Source organism: Algibacter lectus, from assembly GCF_900112395.1.
Classification (GTDB): Bacteria; Bacteroidota; Bacteroidia; order Flavobacteriales; family Flavobacteriaceae; genus Algibacter; species Algibacter lectus.
Genome location: NZ_FOLN01000009.1, coordinates 32,771 through 50,034, shown reverse-complemented (window position 1 = coordinate 50,034; position 17,264 = coordinate 32,771). Strand labels below are relative to the sequence as shown.

The following is a 17,264-nucleotide window of genomic DNA, read 5'->3' as shown; positions in this document are numbered from 1 at the left end:
AGTACAATATTTTTACATCCTAACAAAGTTTTTAATTTGCTGATTTTATGAGGTTTCCTTTACGGACACCACGCCAACACAAGCATTTTAATTCACTTCGCGTTTTCTTAACTTCAAATTGAATAATTCTTCTTTATTTATGAGCTCTTTTTATCGGTAGTAAAAAAGGATTGTAATATAGATTGAAGAATAGATAAAAGCACACTAAACAATATAGCCCACCAAATATTATCTACAGAAAAACCACTAATAAACTCATCGGCTAGAAGAATAATTAACCCATTAATTACTAACAAAAACAAGCCTAATGTAATAACTGTTACTGGCAAAGTAAAAATAACCAAAATAGGTTTAATTAATAAGTTTAAAATAGATAATACCAATGCTACTATTATTGCAGAAAGATAACCATCTACCTGAACTCCGGAAAGCACATTTGCTAATACAAATACAGCTATAGCGTTTACTAAAAGTTTAATTATTGTGTTCATAATGTTTTTATTTTAAGATTAAATAAAATTAAGTAGAGCCGCAAAAAAGTCTTTCGGGTTTTCTGCATGCAACCAATGCCCTGCGTTTGCAATAGTAACGATTTCAAAATCAGAAAAATGATTTTTAATAATAGCTTCATCACCAACACCTATATATTCCGAACGATCACCACGCATAAACAACGCAGGCTTATCGAAATTAGAATAACTTGGTAAAGCTTCACCAACTTCTGATACTTCTTCTTTTAAAACATCAAGATTTATTCTCAATGCTAATTTTCCTTTTTCAATCCAATACAAATTTTTCAATAAAAACTGTCGGGTGCCAATATCATCAACATAACCACTTAAAGCAGTATCAGCTTCTCCTCTTGTTTTTATAACATCAAAATTTAAAGCACTTAATCCTGCTAAAATCCCATCGTGATGTACTGGGTAAAAACGTGGAGATATATCGGCTACTATTAATTTAGAGACCAATTCGGGATATTCGCAAGCAAAAAGCATTGCGGTTTTACCACCCATAGAATGGCCAAGTAATGTAATATCTTTTAAGTTATGCGCTTCACAATATGTTTTTAAATCTTCAGCAAGCACTTCATAACTAAAATTAGCATCCCAAAAACTTCTACCGTGATTTCTTTGATCTACTAAATGCACCTCAAACCCTTGTTCAGAAAGATGTTTTCCGTGTGTTTTCCAGTTATCACTCATTCCTAGAAATCCATGAAGAATTACAAATGGTTTTCCTTCACCTAAAATATTTGAATGTAACAATCTTTTCTCTTCCATATACGTCTTAAATCCTTCTAAAGTACAAACAGCACCTCACTCCTATTTCTATATATTCTATTTTCTAAATCTAAACTCTATAATTTACTTCAATTTACGTAAATACATTTGTATTACATTCTCTACGCCTAAATATAAACTTTCTGCAATTAAAGCATGACCTATAGAAACTTCTAATAATCCCGGTACATTTTGCTTAAAAAACGCTGTATTATCTAAAGATAAATCGTGACCTGCGTTTATACCCAAACCTAAACTATTTGCCAATTCGGCACTTTCAATGTAAGGTTTTATTGCAGCCTCGTTACCCAAACCATATTGATGCGCAAAGGCCTCGGTATATAGTTCAATTCGATCTGCTCCGGTAGCTTTAGCACCTTCAATTTGTTTTAAAACAGGGTCGACAAAAATGGATGTTCTAATACCGTTATTCTGGAATTCCTTAATAACATCAACTAAAAAATCTTTGTGTTTTATAGTGTCCCAACCGGCATTACTTGTAATAGCATCTTCAGCATCCGGCACCAAAGTAACCTGTGTTGGTTTTACCTCTAAAACTAGTTTTAAAAACGATTCTACAGGGTTACCTTCAATATTATATTCAGTGTAAACTTCTGGTTTTAAATCGCGTGCATCTTGATATCTAATGTGTCGTTCATCTGGTCTGGGATGTATAGTAACACCTTCTGCTCCAAAACGTTGTACATCTTTTGCAAACCCAACAACATTAGGCACATCACCACCTCTAGAGTTTCTTAACGTGGCAATCTTATTTATATTAACACTTAACTTTGTCATAAATACATTTTAAAACACAAAAATACAAAGTAGAACAGGCATAATTGCTATTTTTTTGATTAATTTGCATACCTATTAAAAGGGCGTTATGAAACTTTCGGAATACATTATAAACGATATAAAACCACTACAGAACACTAGTAAAATTAGTGAACTACAATTACTGTTCAATCAGTTAACGTTTTCGCATATTCCAGTGTCTGATAAAAACGGAACATATTTAGGCAGTTTATCGGAAACCGATGCACATTGTTTTGATAGCACTAAACCTCTGTCGGAATACCCATACGCCTTCGAAGATTTCTTTGTACGTCACGATACGCTTTGGCTCGATGTTTTAGAAGCATTTGCTAAAAACTCAACCAACATTATGCCCGTTTTAAGTGAGCAAAATAAATATCTTGGGTATTATGAACTTAACGATGTGATTAGCCTTTTTAACGAATCGCCTTTTTTCTCCGAAGTTGGAGGGGTGTTGGTTATTGAAAAAGGAGTGAATGATTACTCTTTTAGTGAAATTAGCCAAATTGTAGAATCTAACGATGGTAAACTACTTGGCGCATTTATATCTAAAATGAATAGCGACTTAGTACAAGTTACGCTTAAAATAGGGAACACAGGCCTAAACGAAATTATACAAACCTTCAGGCGTTACAGTTATAATATTATTTCTGGCCACGAAGAGGACAGCTATATTGAAAGCCTAAAAGAACGATCGGATTATTTAAACAAGTACTTAGATATATAATTTTATGAAAGTTGCAATTTTTGGACGTTTTTACAACAAAACAACTACCACCTCTGTAGAAACGCTTCTAAACTATTTACTCAAAAAAGAATTCGATGCCTATATTGAAACCGAATTCTCGAATCTTATAAAAAGTGAATCGCAAAACGAAAGCGACTATTCATCATTTAAAACCTTCGACAAACTCGATAACTCCTTCGATTTACTAGTAAGTATTGGTGGCGATGGTACAATTTTACGTGCCATAACCTATGTGAAAAATCTAGATATCCCAATAATTGGCATTAACACAGGTCGCCTTGGTTTTTTAGCAACCATACAAGTAAACCAGATAGAAAATGCCATGCAAAACATTATAGATGGTAATTATAAAATATCCGAACGCACTTTACTTTCTGTAGAAACATCGCCAGAAAACGACGATATATTATCTATGAATTTCGCTTTAAACGAAATTGCAGTAAGCAGAAAAAACACCACCTCAATGATAACCGTAGAAACTTATTTAGACGGCGAACTCCTAACCTCCTATTGGAGCGACGGCCTCATTGTATCGACACCAACTGGCTCAACAGGTTACTCATTAAGTTGCGGCGGACCAGTAATAACACCAGGAGCTAACAGTTTTGCATTAACACCAATAGCACCGCACAATTTAAGTGCACGCCCATTAATAATACCAGATTCTACCGAAATACAACTTAAAGTAAATGGTCGTGAAGAACAACACCTAGTCTCTCTAGATTCTAGAATTGCAACCTTAGATAATGGCACATTAATCACCATAAAAAAGGCCGATTTCAGAATAAAAATGATCGATTTACCTAGCGAAAGCTTCCTAGTAACCCTTAGAAAAAAACTACTTTGGGGCGAAGATAAACGTAATCAATAATTCACTTTTTGGGCGTTACCACAAGGGTCGGGCTTTCCGCTATATCTTTTATTGTGCACAATACACCTAGCCAAAAAACTATAAAACAGTCTTAAACCATAAGGCGCCTCTTCATTTGCAAACATAAGGCGCGCACAAAAAAGGATGCCGCATCAATCCCTAACGCGGGTACTTGCAATGTTTTTAGATTTCCAGAATATTTACAACCACCTACACAATACCTTCAAAAAAAAGAAAGAACTCAATTAATTTCAAATAGCAGTAATAGGCATTATGGTTTACCTACCTTATCAAAAAACCAAATCCGCCTATGCTTACCGATCTAAAAGTAAATAAACCCACACCTATTGCTTTTAGCAAAACATTAAAATCCTTTAAGCGAGATATCGACGTCGCACTTACCATCGAAAATCTTGTAAACGGAAAATCCATACTTATAAAAGATTTTTATAGCGATGGCATGGCGCTACTAAAAGACCTTCACACCCATCTAAACTTAAAACTACCAAACAAATCATTTATAGAACAGCAAGCCTATCGCTCGGAGTACTTTAAACTTTCAAATCTTATTTTATTAGAGGTTACAGACCAAAAACTATCGGCAAAAAAATCGCCTAGTATTGGCTGGTTAGAAAAATTTTATCCCGAAAACAACCACTTCTTTTTAACGTTTCCACAAATACAAGGTTTAAATAGTGCTTGGCAGTGGTATAAAAACGGTGTTTCCATACCAGTACTTCGCAATAAAATGCATCCTTATTATGGAACGTATTTCCCAACACGTTTTGAGCATTTATCACTTTTCGATAACTGGCTAAAACACTACAGCGGAGCAAAAAAATCGGCAATAGATATTGGAGTAGGTTGTGGCGTGCTATCTTTATTAATGGTACAACACGGTTTTCAAAAAGTATTTGCAACCGATATAAACCCAAATGCCATTTTTGGCCTAAGCGAGTTCATGGGCAACACCAAACTCTCTCGGAAAATAGAATTAGACTTCGGAAACTTATTTGGCAAATGGAAAAACCAAACCGAACTTATTATTTTCAACCCGCCTTGGTTACCAGAAACTCATAACATAAATAGTATAGATAATGCTATTTACTACAACAAAACCTTATTCCCAGATTTTTTTGAAGCGGCAAAACAAAGATTAGCACCTCAAGGAAAGCTCGTCCTTATATTTTCAAACTTAGCACAAATTACAAACGCATCACAAGAACACCCAATAGAAACAGAATTAGCTGATGGCAATAGATTTCAATTGGAAAAATGTTATAAAAAATCGGTAAAAAAGGCTTCATCTAAAACAAAAAGGGATCAATATTGGAGAAGCACTGAAGAAGTTGAACTATGGGTATTAACCAATATGTAACCATCCTTACTTCATTCATTGTAAAACAAAAATGAGCTTTCATTTATTAAAAACTAGAGCATCTTAAAGTTAATTCAAAAACCCACTAATCTATTATCTTTTCAGAACAATTAATGCCTCCTATTACATCGATGTAAAACTCTTGTCTTCTACTAAAACATAATATCCAAAGCATAATTCTAATTATTCGTAAAACAATAATTTCAAATAAAAACAGTTTTAAACTCATACTGTTAACCTCAAATTGCAACAGTCCATTCTTATTTATTATATTTGCAAACTTTTAAACATCTATGAGATATTTAATCATATTGGCATTAAGCCTATTAAGCACCCAAATAAACCATGCTCAAATAAACGAAATTGGTGTATATGTAGGTGGCAGTAATTTAATTGGCGATGTTGGCGAAACTAACTTTATCGCCCCTAATAGTCCTGCCATTGGACTACTATACAAATGGAATAGAAGCACTAGACACTCGTATAGAATATCCTTAATATACGCCGACCTAAAAGCAGAAGACAGCGATTCTAAAGACCCACGCCGTATACAACGCGACTATTCTTTAGACTCTAACCTACTAGAAATAGCTGTTGGAATGGAGCTTACTTTTGTAGATTTTAATCTTCATTCAGGCGAAACAATTGGCACACCATACTTATATAGCGGTATTACGGCTACACAATTTAGCAACAATCATTTTGAAAATGGTCTGCAAATCCCTGAAGGCGGAAAAGATTGGACCGTTGGGATACCTATGGCTATTGGTTACAAAACAAACATTTTAGGCAATTTTATACTTGGGTTTGAAGTTGGAGCGCGCTACACCTTTACCGACAATATAGATGGTAACTTCCCGGAAAGTAGTGAAAACCAACAATACCAATTTGGAAATATTAATAATAACGATTGGTACACTTTTACAGGAATTACATTAACTTACACCTTCGGAATTAAACCCTGTTATTGTTACGATTAAAATGGACTTAAAAGAAAACATACAACTAGACAAATTACCTAAACACATTGCCATAATTATGGATGGCAACGGACGTTGGGCTAAACAACAAGGTATGCTTCGTGCTTTTGGGCACGAAAATGGCACTAAATCTGTAAGAACAACCGTAGAGGCTTGTGCAGAACTTGGCGTAGAGAACTTAACACTATATGCCTTTTCTACAGAAAACTGGAACCGCCCGAAACTAGAGGTTCAAACATTAATGAAGCTATTAGTTTCTGCTCTAAGGAAAGAAATAAAAACATTACAAGACAACAATATTAGGTTAATGGCTATTGGAAACTTAAGCACATTACCTAAAAAAGCATACAAAGAACTGCATGAGGTTATAGACAAAACCAAGGGCAACTCGCGCATGACGTTAACCTTGGCACTTAGCTACGGTTCTCGCGAAGAAATCATAAATACTGTTAAGGAGATTAGTATTAAAGTTAAAAATAATATAATTTCGCCCGAAAATATTGAAGAATCAATTATTAATGAGCATCTTTACACGCAAAATTTACCCGACGTAGATTTGCTAATAAGAACCAGTGGGGAGCAGCGTATAAGTAATTTCTTGCTTTGGCAAATTGCTTATGCAGAACTATATTTTACAAGTATACTTTGGCCCGATTTTACAAAGCAACATTTGTATGAAGCTATTATTGAATATCAAAAAAGAGAACGACGATTTGGGAAAACAAGTGAACAACTTAGTTAATTTACTAGCTTTTAAAACATACTCAAAGTGCTATTTAGCATTTTTACTTTTTGTAAGTTGTTTTAATATTCAGGCTCAAGATTTAGATTACAAAAACGGTAAAACTTATACTTTAGGACAAATTACCGTTTCCGGAAACACTAGCTTTAGTGAGCAAACTATTGTTGCTTACTCCGGTTTAAGCAAAGGAAAAGAAATAAAAATCCCTGGTGAAGACATTAGAGATGCCATTAAAAAACTTTGGAAATCCAATCTTTTTAGTGACATTGAAGTGTTTGTAACCAATATTGAAGGGGATGTTGCTACTCTAGAAATCCACTTATCCGATTTACCACAACTTAACGACCTTAAAATTAATGGCGTTAAAAATGGTAAAAAAGAAGGTATTATAGATGATAACAAACTTAAGAGAGGTGTAAAAGTTACCGAAAACCTTTTAACCACAACAAAAAACTACCTAACTAGTAAATACAAAAAGGATGGTTTTTTAAACACCAAAGTACATATTAACACCATTGATGTAAAAGATTCTATTCAAACAAGTAGAGTAAACATGGTACTTAATATCGATAAAGGTGAAAAAGTTAAAATCGACGATATTACCTTTAGTGGCGATTCTGTTTTAAGCGAAAAGCAGCTTAGAAAGAGTATGAAGAACACTAAAAAGAAAAACCCAATTCGTTTACTTAAGCGCTCTAAATTTATTGAAGCCGATTACAAAGAAGATTTAGTAAGCTTAATTGATACTTATAAAGAAAACGGTTATAGAGATGCTCGTGTATTATCAGATAGTATTATTGTAAATAATGACAAAACGATTTCTCTTAAAATTGATTTAGAAGAGGGTGAAAAATACACTTTTGGAGATATTACTTTTATCGGGAACACTGTTTATACCAACCAACAACTAAGCCGCTTATTACGTATTGATAAAGGCGATACTTACGATGGTGTTACATTAGCAAAGCGTATTGCAGATGATACAAAACCAGATGCTAACGATATTACCAACTTATACCAAAACAACGGGTATTTATTCTCAAATATTAATGCCGTAGAAGTTAGTGCCGATAACAATGTTATCGACATGGAAATTAGAATAACAGAAGGTAAACCAGCTTATTTTAATAGTGTATCTGTAGTTGGAAATGATAAAACAAACGATCACGTTGTATATCGTGAAATTCGTACACGTCCAGGCCAACTATATAGTAAAGCCAATGTAGTACGTACTGTTAGAGAACTTGGACAACTAGGTTTCTTTGATGCTCAAGAAATTACTCCAAACTTTAACAATCCTAATCCAAACGAAGGTACTATCGATATGGAATACGTGGTTAAAGAAACTGGATCTAGCCAAATTGAATTACAAGGTGGTTACGGTGGTGGTGGCTTTATTGGTACTTTAGGTTTATCATTCAATAACTTTTCTATTAAAGATATTTTCAAGAAAGATGCCTACAAACCAATACCAATGGGTGATGGTCAAAAACTAGCATTGCGTTTACAAGCCAGTCAATTTTACCAAACATATAGTTTCTCATTCTCTGAGCCATGGTTAGGCGGAAAACGTCCGGTACAATTCTCGACATCTTTATCGCATACTAAACAATTTTTATACGATTACACAAACTACGAAGCAGATAAAAGTAGAAGTTTCAATATTACAGGTATCACTTTTGGTTTAGCTAAACGTTTAACTGTGCCAGATGATTTCTTCGTATTATCTCAATCTGTATCTTACCAACGTTACGATTTAAATAATTACAACACTGGTTTATTTACCTTTGGAGATGGTTTTTCAAATAACCTATCTTATTCCATTGGTTTAAGTAGAAATAATACAAGTGTAGATCCTGTTTACCCTATAGAAGGTTCTAGCTTCTCTGTAACAGCAAAAGCCTCCTTACCTTACTCTTTATTTAACGGAACAGATTACTCGGAGTTAAAAGAAGAATATGACGATTTAGATCTTACCGATACAGATGATTTTGAAAGAGCTGGAGAAATAGATCAAGAACGCTATAACTGGTTAGAATTTTATAAAGTAAACTTTAAAGGAACTTGGTATACACAAGTTGCTAAAGATTTAGTATTAAGACCTAATGTTGAATTCGGATTCTTAGGAGCCTACAACCAAGATCGTGGTGTAATTCCTTTCGAAAGATACTTTGTAGGTGGTGATGGTTTAGCTAATTATAGTTTAGATGGCCGTGAGGTTGTACAACTACGTGGTTACCCTAACCAATCCCTTTCTAGTGAAGATGGTGGTTCTATTTACAATAAATTCTCTTTAGAATTACGCTACCCAATTACCCTAGCGGCATCTGCTAAAATTTATGCTTTAGGTTTTGTAGAAGGTGGAGCATCATTTGATAACTTTAGAGATTACAACCCTTTCGATTTAAAACGTTCTGCAGGATTAGGTATCCGTATTTTTATGCCAGCATTTGGTTTATTAGGTATCGATTTTGGTCATGGATTTGATTCAATTGATAACAGCGGTGTTAAAAACGGATGGGAAACACACTTCATTATTGGTCAACAATTTTAACCTGTAAATTATTTTTGGCACGATATTTTCTATTAACACCATGATGATTTGAATATGAATTGAAATTTTTAAGATTAAATTTCGTTAATTTTGAAATGAGCAATTAAAAATTTTCCATAACAACGAAAATGTTTATTTTGCAAGTTCCAACAGGAACCATTAAAAATTAAGGAATTCAATCAGATAAAAAACAATTCATAGAACTGACAGCAACAAAATTAATCGTCTGTCGTTTTTAGAATTTATAAAACATAAATGATAAAAATATTTAAGCAGATGAAAAACAACGTTCTTTTTTTATTGACCCTAGTTTTTATGTTAACCCTATCGGTCCATGCGCAACGTGGTGTAAGCCTAGCCTACATTGATAGTGAATATATTTTAGAAAACGTACCAGAATATCAAGAAGCTACAGCCCAATTAAATGAAAAGGCTGATAAGTGGAAAAACGAAATTCAAGCGAAATTATTAACTGTTGAACAAAAAAGAAAAGACTTAAGTAACGAGAAGGCGCTTCTAACAGCAGAATTAATTAAAGAACGCGAAGAAGATATTACGTTTGAAGAAAATGAAATATTAGACTACCAACAAAAACGATTTGGACCTAATGGCGATTTGTTTATACAGAAAAGACAATTAATGCAGCCTGTTCAAGATCAAATATTTGCAGCTGTTCAAACTATTGTTGCTGCAAGAAAATATCAATTAGTATTAGATAAAGCTAATGGAGGTATGTTGTATGTCGCAAATTCTTTAGATATTAGCGACCAAGTTTTAAGAAGCATTACTAGAACATCAAAACGTACACAAGTACAATCTAAAGCGGAACGTAAAGCTGCCGAAAAAGAAGATATTGTTCCTGAGGTAAACTTAGAGCTAGAAGCCAGACAAAAAATATTAGAAGAAAAAAAGGCTGAAAGAGAAAGTGCGATTGAAACTGCAAGGCAAAAGAAGTTAGCTGCTCGAGAAGCTAAAGTAAAAGCTGCCGCAGATAAAAGACAAAAAATATTAGACGATCGTGAAAAAGCAAAACAAGAACGATCGGGAGCTGAAACGGCTTCAAAAAGTACAGCTACTAAAACAGAAGGCGAAACCAAAACAAGAGCTGAACTTATTGAAGAAAACAGATTAAAAAAATTAAAAGAACGCGAAGAACGCAAAAAAGCATTGGAGGCGAAAAGACAAAAAATATTAGAAGATCGCCAAAAAGCAAAAGACAGCTTAAACAAAAATTAATAATTTATAACACACAAATACTATTTACAAAATGAAACACTTTAAAACACTTTTATTAGCAACTGCATTATGTATTGGAACAATTAGTTTCACTCAAGCTCAAACTAAAGTTGCCCATATAAATACACAAGAATTAATTAAAGCTATGCCAGAGATGAAAACGGCACAAGCAGAATTAGAATCTTTAAGCAAAACATACCAAACGGATATGCAAGGTTCTGTTACAGAATTTCAAAATCTTCAAAAACAATACGAAGCTGAAGCTAAGAATAAAACTGATGAAGAGAACCAAAAGCGTATTTTAGAATTACAAGAAAAACAACAACGTTTACAACAATTTCAAGCAGATGCACAAAAAGATTTGCAAGCAAAAGAAATTGCATTGTTACAACCTATTACAGAAAAAGCTAAAGCAGCTATCTTAAAAGTATCAAGAGCTCAAGGTTTTGATTACGTTTTAGATTCAGGAGTTGGTGTAACTATTCTTGCTGATGGTAAAGATTTATTAAACGATGTAAAGAAAGATTTAGGTATCTAATTTCTTTTTAAAATCGTACTAAAAAGACCTGTGAAATTTAATTCACAGGTTTTTTTGCTTTAAACTATAAGCTATTCTCTAAAACTACTTTCTAATTAAACCAAACGGCATAACCTTGGCGTCGTAATTCTAAAGATAAAATACGTTCCATTTTTAAGGCATCTGCCCTACTCACTATCGGATCGATATGATTGTATAAACTAGGACGTAAATAAGCTCCGTACTTCTCTACAATATTAGCAGATAACTTATGCCCCTTCTTATTTCTGTAACCCGTTTTATGTTGTATAAATCGCTCTTTTGGAGTTTTACTTGTCATGCCCACATACACACATTGCAGCACGCCGTTAAATTGCGGATTAGCCGCTCTAAATTTCGTGTTTTCTGTATAGACACGTTTTGATAATTCGATAACATAAATTCTATAAGGCATCGTAATAAGATTTACTTGTTAGTAATATCCGCTTAAATTTCACTCAACTATAAAATCTAAAAAAGTCCACCCTAAATTTAAGGTGAACTTTAAACAATTGTTATAAATTTAAATATTTAATGAGCATGTTCATTCTCTTCTTTTTCGTCTTTATGATCATCTATAACCTCATTATCTCTGTATCGGCAACATGGATGTACTGTATTATAAGCTTCCTCTGTTGCTTTTAGATCCATAGTGTCGTGCCCAACATTTAAAACACTAGATTTAATAGAATCTAGATTTGTTTTTCTTCCATCATAAATTAATTTCAATTCATGTGTTTTCACACTCCATACCGCTGATTTAACACCCTTTGTTCTAATAGCCGCCTTTTCTATTCTAGCTTTACACATCATGCAAACCCCATCTACTTCTATAGATGCTCTTTCGTTTTTACTCTGTGAAAATGATGTTGTTACCGCAAGTAACAAGGTAATAATTAATAGTTTTTTCATAATATATTTTTTTAAGTTGTTAGCATTAAATAATTTTAAATCGTAATCCCATATAATAATTAGAACCAAAAATTGGACCATAAACAAACGTAGAATCAAAATTAGATCCAAATGGATCATCTGCGCCCAAAATAGGATTGCTTTGCCTAACATTCGTTATATTTTCCCCACCTAAATATACTTCAAATTTAGGAGAAAACACATGTGTAATTTGCGCATTTAAAGTTCCTACCGTTGGTGAGTATTCTGGTAATTGATATTGTAAAGGATTTGCTACTGTAGAAGAAAAACGTTGTTCACTTACCCAATTAAACGTAGTATCGAATCTCCAATGTGAATTATTCACACCTTGTTTAGCTGTTTCGTATGATGCATTTGCAAAAAATCTATTTTTAGGAACTAAAGCTTTCTCTAATTCTCCAGATTTATAATCGGTCTTCACATCATAATACTTATAAGCCAAACGTAAATCAAAATGTTCAAACGCATTATAATTTAACTCCGCTTGAAAGCTATTAGCAAAACTTTTTCCTTCTAAATTATAAAAATTAATTTCTCGAGAATTTTCATAATCTACGACCACTTGGTTTTTGAAATCGGTTTTATAATAATCTAAAGTTACATCGGCTTTTCGACCAAACAAGTTAAAGCCTTGAAGGTATGATAGTCCGTAATTCCATGCAATTTCTGGATCTAAACCATAAATATTTCCTCCGGAATTTAAAATATTTATACTTCTAGACGTCGCAAACATTTGCTGATTTTCAGTAAAAATATTAGCACTTCGTTTTCCACGACCAAAAGAGGCTCGAATAGCAGATTTCTCCCATGGAGTATAACGCGCATGCACTCGTGGCGTTACAAAATTGCCTAATAAGTTATGGTGATCTACCCGTAAGCCAGCAGTAACATTAAGCTTATCTAAATTATCGAAATTATATTCAAAAAAAGCACCAACAGAATGCTCTGCGCGCCCGTAGTCTGTTAAGTTTACCATCTCATCATAATCATCGTAAGTGTAACTCACACCTGTTTTCACTTTATGTCGAGAATCACTAATTATAGTATTATAGATGGCATTAGCATATAAGCTATTATGTGTAATATCATATTGATTTAACCCAAAATAAGATTCCTGAACGTGATGACTAAAAGCCGTTTGTACACCAATACTTTGGTAAGGGATTTCAGGATTTACGTATCCCAATTTACTCGAAACTTCATAACGTTTCGTGTTTATTTCACTACCCCAAGCATTGGTTGTTAATTTGTCGGTTTGTGGATTAAAATCCAATTCACCCATTTGTTTTTCATCATTTAGAACTTTCAAATTAATAAAACTCATAAAACCATTTTCGGCATCGGTATACTGCCAGCGGTTCATAACATTAATCTGGTTATAAATTGGCATATCCAAAAAGTTATCGTTATTCACGTCGTGCTTTTGGTTATGCACATTACCGTGTAAGTAAAGCCCAGTACTCCATTTATCGTTCACTTTTGTATTTATATGTGTATTGAGTTCAAAACGTCCAGCAATGTTACCAAATAGATTTACAAATAATTTATTATCGGTTGTAGGCTTAACCAATTCTGCATTAATTTGCCCAGCAATACTCTCGTAACCATTAACTACAGAACCTGCGCCTTTGGTAATTTGAATACTTTCTACCCAAGTACCAGGAATAAAACTAAGCCCGAAAGCCTGAGATGCCCCACGAATAGAAGGGATATTTTCGGTAGCTATTAAAATATATGGACTTGTAAGTCCTAGCATTTTTATTTGTCTAGTTCCTGAAACAGCATCGGCAAAATTAACATCTATAGATGGATTAGTTTCAAAACTTTCAGATAGATTACAGCAAGCTGCCTTTAAAAGTTCATCGCTACTTACAGTAAACACGTTTTGTGCCTGCATATAAGATTTTGATGTCGCCTGTTTTCTAGAGGTTAATGTTACCTCATCTAAATCGCTAGTTGGGTTTAACCAATGCTTAATAGGCTTTAAAGAATTAACAGTAAGTGTATCGGTTTTAAAACCAACATAACTTATCACCAGTTTTTTATAACTCGTTTCGTATGGCAAACTAAATTTACCGTCAATATCGGTAACCGCACCAATAGAAGTATTAAGCCAATAAACGTTAGCACCTGCTAAGCCCATTGGTGTATTATTATCGTTAGCTTCCAAAATAGCACCTGTTAATTTCTCTTGAGAAAACAGAAATACAGGAAAGCATAACATGATATATATTATATTTTTCATATTTATTTTTATAAGAATTTCGAAAAGAGCAAAGCTTTAAGCCATCATAATTAACATGCTAATAGCCATAATAATCATGATAGTGTTTTCAATAAAAGTGGCTTTGGTCATGGGCAATTTTAAAGCCGTCCCCAAACACGCACATTGAATAGATTTTTTATCTAACAGTGTTTTTACAACACCAATTGTAGTTATGCCCAAAATCACCAAGGTTATTATTAATGCTATAGAAATTTCTATTCGCATTAAAAACATAACCCCTAAAACCACTTCAATAAATGGATATCCCCAACCGTAAGCAGGTATTGCCTTAGCTAACGGATCGTACATTTTAAAACTCTCCAAAAACCCTTTTAAATCAAGCAATTTAAAAAAGCTAAATACCACATAAAACAAGCCCATAAAATCGAGCATAAAACCCGTTGCACTCCATGGTGCTACGTTTAATAATACAGCAGCAATAGAAATGTAACCAAAAATTAAAAACAATGGAAATAACTGCTGTAACTCGGATTTTTCTGGAGCCATTACATCAGGTTTATTCGCTTGGCTTTTGGTTATCGTGTATTTATCAGCTAATACTGCCTGAAAACCTTCTAAAGGAATATGCTTAGTCATTTCGATTTCAGCTTCCGAATCTTCGAGTGAAACCGTAGCCGTTTTAACCAACGGCATAGCATTAAGTTTATCTTCTACCGATGTACGGCAGCCGTTGCAGGTCATGCCTGCAACCTTATAGGTATGTATCATTTTTTGAAATATATTTGAGTAAAATTAGAACATGATGAGATTTACGCTTTCGCGGAAAAAACAATTATCTATTTTATCAAATAATAAACACTTGGTCTAGCACCAAAATATCGGCGACCAAATTGGGTGGAGAATAATCTTTGTGAGGAACAACTTGTTTTTCTAAACCTTCAAAAAGATTAATAAATGCATATGAAAATGCGGTAATAAATTGTTGATGAACAAAATCTAAATCGTCAAAAGAAGAAAATTTAAGTTCGCGTTGGCCTGTTACAACATTGACCTCATCTTTACAGCAGCTTTCTTTATGCTTTACTGTTCCTGTTTTCATACCACAATTTTGAGCTTCAGAAAACACAGAAACATCTATCAAAACATCACCACAAAAATGCTTTTCAATAGTAAAAAATACTGTTGAAAACAATACTAAACAAGTCATTAGTATAGCAAAGCCTTTATGTAAAATTGTTTTTATCACGATGCAAAATTACAAAAAACTAAAGTTGAAATTACTATTTTCACTTTCTTTAACATTTACATTCGCTTTTTTATATTTTAAAAGAATGATTTATAAAACTCCTACTATTTAAGACGGCTTTTTTATACCTTTGCAGCATGCAAGAACAAACACAAATTTTTGGTATTAGAGCCATTATAGAAGCTATAAATGCTGGCGAAACTATTGATAAAGTATTCCTTCAAAAAGGATTGGATGGCGAATTATTTAATGAGTTAGAATCTTTATTGAGTAAAAAATCGGTTAACAAATCTTATGTTCCTGTAGAAAAACTAAATAGATTAACCAAAGGAAATCACCAAGGAGCAGTAGCGCAAATATCTCCAATAGAGTTTCATGATATGGAAGCTTTAATTACAGAGGTTATAGAATCTGGCAAAACACCATTATTCTTATTGCTAGATCAAATTAGTGATGTTCGTAATTTTGGAGCTATTATCCGTACTGCAGAATGCACAGGTGTTAATGGTATTATTATTCAGAAAAAAGGCGGTGCACCTGTAAATGGCGACACCATAAAAACGAGTGCTGGCGCTGTGTTTAAAATTCCTATTTGTAAAGTAGACCACATTAAAGATGCGGTATTTTACATGCAAGCATCGGATATTAAAGTAATTGCTGCTACCGAAAAAACAAACGATACTATTTACGATGTTTCTTTTGTTGAGCCTTGTGCCATTATTATGGGATCGGAAGGTAGAGGAATTAATCCATCGACTTTAAAGGTTGTAGATTCTAAAGCTAAATTACCTTTATTAGGTGAAATTGAATCTTTAAATGTTTCTGTAGCTTGTGGTGCTTTTTTATATGAAGCCGTAAGACAAAGAATGGTAAAGTAATTATTAGTTTATTTTATACTACTAATCTTTATTTTCTTTAAATATATACCTTATAGAGAGGGGCTCTAGCTCCTCCTCTATTTCGGGTTCTTCTTTGGTCTCTATAAAGTTTCCATTTTCGTCGAAATGCTGTAAAAACAAATCGTTTTCTTCGTTGTAATTTTCTTGTTCCCAAGCATATTTTTTAGGCTTAGCTATTTCTTTTCTAAAGAAAAGCGCAAAGACCAAGCCGGTAATTAAACCAGATAGATGCCCTTCCCAAGATATACCTTCTTCTATCGGAAATGTATACCAAATCATGCTTCCGTATAGAAAAATAACTAAAAGCGATAATGCAATAAGCCTATAATGTTTTGCAAAAACACCTTTAAAAAAAGTAAAACTTACTAGAACATAAATGAGTCCGCTTGCCCCAATATGGTAAGATGGTCTACCAATGCACCAAGTTAAAAATCCCGAAATTAAAATCCCAAATAAAATAACGCGCCAAGCTATTGGTCTATAAAAATAAAACAGCGCCGTGGAGAGTACAAATAACGGAATGGTGTTGTGATAGATATGCTCGATATTACCGTGCAAAAACGGACTAAAAACAACACCTCTTAGTCCTTTTAAGGTTTGTGGATAAACGCCGTACTTACTTAAATTGTATCCAAAACGTACTTCGAACCAAAATACGAGCCAAATGGTAAGCACGAAAAACACCGGATACGCAATGACTCCTGGTGAGAATTTAAAATGTTCGTGCTGTTTCATTGTGATGAATATAACAAATAGTTATCCAACTTTATAAAATGTGCTAAATTGGCAGAT

General features: G+C 33.5%; 18 protein-coding genes. 9 read left to right on the top strand and 9 right to left on the bottom strand.

Features of this window, described 5'->3' with window-relative positions:
- Positions 1–137: 137 nt before the first annotated feature.
- From BM246_RS14895 to BM246_RS14885, 3 genes are all read right to left on the bottom strand, one after another.
- Positions 138–491, bottom strand: coding sequence for a phage holin family protein (locus BM246_RS14895; protein WP_042499089.1), 354 nt, complete (start codon positions 489–491; stop codon positions 138–140).
- Between the two features lie 18 nt (positions 492–509).
- Complete coding sequence (locus tag BM246_RS14890) at positions 510–1,283, bottom strand: alpha/beta fold hydrolase (RefSeq protein WP_042499087.1); 774 nt, start codon at positions 1,281–1,283, stop codon at positions 510–512.
- An 84-nt stretch (positions 1,284–1,367) separates the two neighbouring features.
- The gene (locus BM246_RS14885; protein WP_042505236.1) at positions 1,368–2,081 is read right to left on the bottom strand and encodes a pyridoxine 5'-phosphate synthase; all 714 of its coding nucleotides are present in this window, start codon (positions 2,079–2,081) and stop codon (positions 1,368–1,370) included.
- 88 nt (positions 2,082–2,169) lie between these two features.
- Between BM246_RS14885 and BM246_RS14880 the strand changes: the two genes are divergently transcribed.
- From BM246_RS14880 to BM246_RS14845, 8 genes are all read left to right on the top strand, one after another.
- On the top strand, positions 2,170–2,829 hold the full coding sequence (locus tag BM246_RS14880) for a CBS domain-containing protein (protein WP_042499084.1): 660 nt from the start codon (positions 2,170–2,172) through the stop codon (positions 2,827–2,829).
- A 4-nt stretch (positions 2,830–2,833) separates the two neighbouring features.
- Entirely contained in the window at positions 2,834–3,721 is an 888-nt protein-coding gene (locus BM246_RS14875) for an NAD kinase (protein WP_074938972.1), read from the top strand.
- Between the two features lie 310 nt (positions 3,722–4,031).
- Positions 4,032–5,099 carry a Rossmann-like fold-containing protein gene (locus BM246_RS14870; protein ID WP_074938970.1) on the top strand — a complete coding sequence of 356 codons (1,068 nt, stop codon included), beginning with the start codon at positions 4,032–4,034 and terminating at the stop codon, positions 5,097–5,099.
- A 293-nt stretch (positions 5,100–5,392) separates the two neighbouring features.
- Positions 5,393–6,079: a type IX secretion system protein PorG gene (gene porG / locus BM246_RS14865; RefSeq protein WP_042499080.1), complete on the top strand. Its 687-nt coding sequence runs from the start codon at positions 5,393–5,395 to the stop codon at positions 6,077–6,079.
- A 1-nt stretch (position 6,080) separates the two neighbouring features.
- A complete protein-coding gene (locus BM246_RS14860) occupies positions 6,081–6,821 on the top strand; it encodes an isoprenyl transferase (protein ID WP_074938968.1) in 741 nt (246 codons plus the stop codon).
- Entirely contained in the window at positions 6,754–9,375 is a 2,622-nt protein-coding gene (gene bamA / locus BM246_RS14855) for an outer membrane protein assembly factor BamA (RefSeq protein ID WP_074938966.1), read from the top strand. The genes BM246_RS14860 and bamA overlap by 68 nt, the downstream gene beginning before the upstream one ends.
- Positions 9,376–9,651: 276 nt before the next feature.
- Positions 9,652–10,611: an OmpH/Skp family outer membrane protein gene (locus BM246_RS14850; RefSeq protein ID WP_074938964.1), complete on the top strand. Its 960-nt coding sequence runs from the start codon at positions 9,652–9,654 to the stop codon at positions 10,609–10,611.
- Between the two features lie 31 nt (positions 10,612–10,642).
- Positions 10,643–11,149 carry an OmpH/Skp family outer membrane protein gene (locus tag BM246_RS14845; protein ID WP_042499074.1) on the top strand — a complete coding sequence of 169 codons (507 nt, stop codon included), beginning with the start codon at positions 10,643–10,645 and terminating at the stop codon, positions 11,147–11,149.
- A 91-nt stretch (positions 11,150–11,240) separates the two neighbouring features.
- On the opposite strand, the gene BM246_RS14840 is transcribed toward BM246_RS14845, so the two are convergent.
- The 5 genes from BM246_RS14840 to BM246_RS14820 form a co-directional block, all read right to left on the bottom strand.
- On the bottom strand, positions 11,241–11,582 hold the full coding sequence (locus tag BM246_RS14840) for a GIY-YIG nuclease family protein (RefSeq protein WP_074938962.1): 342 nt from the start codon (positions 11,580–11,582) through the stop codon (positions 11,241–11,243).
- Positions 11,583–11,698: 116 nt separating this feature from the next.
- A complete protein-coding gene (locus BM246_RS14835; RefSeq protein ID WP_074939092.1) occupies positions 11,699–12,079 on the bottom strand; it encodes a heavy-metal-associated domain-containing protein in 381 nt (126 codons plus the stop codon).
- Positions 12,080–12,104: 25 nt separating this feature from the next.
- Positions 12,105–14,345 (bottom strand): TonB-dependent receptor, encoded by a 2,241-nt coding sequence (locus BM246_RS14830; RefSeq protein WP_074938960.1) that lies wholly within the window; start codon positions 14,343–14,345, stop codon positions 12,105–12,107.
- A 36-nt stretch (positions 14,346–14,381) separates the two neighbouring features.
- Positions 14,382–15,095 (bottom strand): heavy metal translocating P-type ATPase, encoded by a 714-nt coding sequence (locus tag BM246_RS14825; RefSeq protein WP_074938958.1) that lies wholly within the window; start codon positions 15,093–15,095, stop codon positions 14,382–14,384.
- Positions 15,096–15,171: 76 nt separating this feature from the next.
- Entirely contained in the window at positions 15,172–15,573 is a 402-nt protein-coding gene (locus BM246_RS14820; RefSeq protein WP_231961869.1) for an HYC_CC_PP family protein, read from the bottom strand.
- Between the two features lie 137 nt (positions 15,574–15,710).
- On the opposite strand from BM246_RS14820, the gene rlmB reads away from it, so the two are divergent.
- Complete coding sequence (gene rlmB, locus BM246_RS14815) at positions 15,711–16,451, top strand: 23S rRNA (guanosine(2251)-2'-O)-methyltransferase RlmB (protein ID WP_042505242.1); 741 nt, start codon at positions 15,711–15,713, stop codon at positions 16,449–16,451.
- Between the two features lie 21 nt (positions 16,452–16,472).
- On the opposite strand, the gene BM246_RS14810 is transcribed toward rlmB, so the two are convergent.
- Complete coding sequence (locus BM246_RS14810) at positions 16,473–17,207, bottom strand: rhomboid family intramembrane serine protease (RefSeq protein WP_074938956.1); 735 nt, start codon at positions 17,205–17,207, stop codon at positions 16,473–16,475.
- Positions 17,208–17,264 lie beyond the last annotated feature (57 nt).